Origin of the sequence: Mesorhizobium sp. (genome assembly GCF_004962925.1) — a bacterium.
Lineage (GTDB): Bacteria > Pseudomonadota > Alphaproteobacteria > Rhizobiales > Rhizobiaceae > Mesorhizobium.
Genome location: NZ_SUEO01000263.1, coordinates 1 through 3,324 on the forward strand (window position 1 = coordinate 1; position 3,324 = coordinate 3,324).

The window sequence follows — 3,324 nt, forward strand, 5'->3', positions numbered from 1 at the left end:
AGTAGGGCAGTAGGGCAGTAGGGCAGTAGGGCAGTAGGGCAGTAGGGCAGTAGGGTGACTTGTTCCCTACTCCCTTACTGCCCTACTCCCTTACGCCCCTAATTCTTAAGCTGCCAGATCGCGCAGCACATATTGCAGGATGCCGCCGTTCTTGAAGTAGTCGAGCTCGTCCAGCGTATCGATGCGGCAGATAATCGGAACGTCTTTCACCGTGCCGTCGCCATAGGTGATCTTCGCGATCATCTTCTGGCGAGGCTTGATGGTGCTCAGCCCGTCGATCTGGACCAGTTCGTCACCCCTAAGATTGAGCGAGGCCCATGAGGTGCCCTCTACGAAGACGAAGGGGATGACGCCCATGCCGACCAGGTTCGAGCGGTGGATGCGCTCGAAGGACTGAGCGATGACGGCGCGGACGCCCAAGAGGTTGGTGCCCTTGGCCGCCCAGTCGCGCGATGAGCCATTGCCGTATTCGACACCGGCGAAGATGACCAGCGGCACGCCTTCATTCTTGTATTCCATGGCGGCGTCGTAGATCGACGTCTCTTCCTTCGACGGATAGTGGATGGTGTAGCCGCCCTCGCGGCCGTTCTCGCCCAGCATGTGGTTGCGGATGCGGATGTTGGCGAAGGTGCCGCGCATCATCACCTCATGATTGCCGCGCCGCGTGCCGTATTGGTTGAAGTCGGCGACGCCGACGCCATGGTCGGTGAGATATTTGCCGGCAGGCGAGGCCGCTTTGATCGAGCCGGCCGGCGAGATATGGTCGGTGGTGATCTTGTCGCCGAGCAGGCCGAGCACGCGGGCGCCCTTGATGTCGCCGATTGTGCCGAAACCAGCGGTCATGCCGTCGAAATAGGGCGGATTTTGCACATAGGTCGAATTGTCGTCCCAGGCGTAGGTTTGGCCTTCCGGCGCCTTGACGTTCTGCCAGTACTCGTCGCCCTTGAAGACGTCGGCATATTTGCGGGCGAACAGTTCGCGCGTCACGTTCTTTTCGATGAACTCCTGGATCTCGACCGAGCTCGGCCAGATATCCTTGAGGTAGACCGGGTTGCCGTCACGGTCCTCGCCAAGCGGCTCGGTGGTCAGGTCCTTGGTCACGGTCCCGGCCAGCGCGTGGGCGACGACCAGCGGCGGCGAGGCGAGGTAGTTTGCCTGCACGTCGGGCGAGACGCGGCCCTCGAAATTGCGGTTGCCGGACAGGACAGCCGCGGCGATCAAGCCCTTATCGTTGATGGTCTTGGAGATCGGCGCCGGCAACGGGCCGGAATTACCGATGCAGGTGGTGCAGCCGAAGCCGACCAGATTGAAGCCGATCTGATCGAGCTCCTTCTGCAGGCCGGATTTCTCCAAATATTCGGCGACGACCTGGCTGCCCGGCGCCAGCGATGTCTTGACCCACGGCTTCTGCTTGAGCCCGAGCCGGTTGGCGTTGCGCGCCAGCAGCCCGGCGCCGATCAGCACGCTCGGGTTCGAGGTGTTGGTGCAGGAGGTGATGGCGGCGATGACGACATCGCCATGGCCGAGATCATGGTTGGTGCCTTCGACGGCGTAGCGCTTGTCGATTTCGGCGGCCTTCCGGTATTCGGTCTCCATCGCCTTGGCAAAGCCGTCCGGAATGCCTTCCAGTGCTACGCGGCCTTCCGGACGCTTGGGGCCGGCCATCGACGGCACGACATCGCCGAGATCGAGCTCGAGCAGGTCGGTGAAGACCGGGTCGCCCGAGCCGGTATCGCGCCACATGCCTTGCGCCTTCGCGTACGCCTCGACCAGCGCGATACGGTTTTCCTCGCGGCCGGACATGGTGAGGTAGCGGATGGTTTCGCCATCGACCGGGAAGAAGCCGCAGGTGGCGCCGTATTCGGGCGCCATATTGCCGATGGTGGCGCGGTCGGCCAGCGTCATATTGGACAGACCCGATCCGAAGAATTCGACAAACTTGCCGACGACGCCCTTCTTGCGCAGCATCTGGGTGACGGTGAGCACGAGATCGGTGGCAGTGACGCCTTCTCTGAGCCTGCCGGTGAGCCGAAAGCCAATGACTTCGGGCAACAGCATGGAGACGGGCTGGCCGAGCATGGCCGCCTCGGCCTCGATGCCGCCGACACCCCAGCCGAGCACGCCAAGGCCGTTGATCATGGTGGTGTGCGAATCGGTGCCGACGCAGGTGTCGGGATAGGCGGTGGTTTCGCCGCCTTCAGTGTTGGTCCACACGACCTGGCCGAGATATTCGAGGTTGACCTGATGGCAGATGCCGGTGCCGGGCGGCACGACGCGGAAGTTGCGGAAGGCCTGCTGGCCCCATTTCAGGAATTTGTAGCGCTCCTCGTTACGCTCGTACTCAAGCTCGACATTGCGGGCGAAAGCCAGCGGCGTGCCGAATTCATCGACGATGACCGAGTGGTCGATGACCAGATCGACCGGCACCAGCGGATTGATCTTTTGCGGGTCGCCGCCGAGCGAAGCCATGGCGTCGCGCATGGCGGCCAGGTCGACAACGGCCGGAACGCCGGTGAAATCCTGCATCAGCACGCGGGCCGGGCGATAGGCGATCTCGACGCCGGCAGTGCCGCGGTCGGTCAGCCAGCCGGCGACGGCCTGGATGCTCTCTTTGGTGACGGAACGGCCGTCTTCGTTGCGCAGAAGGTTCTCCAGCAGCACCTTCATCGAATAGGGCAACTGGGCGATGCCGGCGAGGCCGTTCTTCTCGGCCTCGATGAGGTCGTAATAGACATAGTCGGCGCCGCCTGCGGTCAGCGTGCGGCGGCAATTGAAACTGTCGAGGGATTTTGACACGTGCGATCCGTCCTTGTCTGTTCAGCCTGAAAGGGAACGGACGCCGATGGCATGCAATCACGCGCAAAGGTGCGGGTACGGCCATTTCCGCTGTCCGTTCCCAGCCAACCCGAGCCGTTCAAGGCGGCGCGTGCGCTGGTTCGGCGCTAATTCTGTTCCCGCGCCGACCGCTGGCACGGATGATCCGCATATAGAGAATTTCCTGGAATAGTTCTAGACACGGAATCGCCATTTTTGTTGCGGCGCACCGAAGCCGCGCCAGGACTTCCGGCGAAGGGGAACGAATGCGGCTGATCGCCGAAAATCTGGGCGGCGAACGCGGCGGCGAGGCGGTCTTTTCCGGCATCGACGTTGCCCTTGAGAAAGGCCAGGCGCTTATCGTCACCGGGCCGAACGGCGCCGGGAAATCGACGCTGCTCAGGGTGGTTGCCGGGCTGCTGCCGGTGGCGGCTGGCCGTTTGCTTATCGAAGGCGGCGGTGAGGATTTTCCGTCGGTCGCCTCGGCCTGCCACTATCTCGGCCACCAGA

1 protein-coding gene and 1 pseudogene are annotated in these 3,324 nt (G+C 62.9%); one reads left to right on the forward strand and one right to left on the reverse strand.

The features are described from left to right. Positions 1–105: 105 nt before the first annotated feature. Complete coding sequence (gene acnA / locus E5W87_RS31715; RefSeq protein ID WP_292406772.1) at positions 106–2,796, reverse strand: aconitate hydratase AcnA; 2,691 nt, start codon at positions 2,794–2,796, stop codon at positions 106–108. A 344-nt stretch (positions 2,797–3,140) separates the two neighbouring features. Here acnA and E5W87_RS31720 point away from each other — a divergent pair. Continuing rightward, a pseudogene (locus E5W87_RS31720) lies at positions 3,141–3,324 on the forward strand (ATP-binding cassette domain-containing protein); the annotation flags it as partial.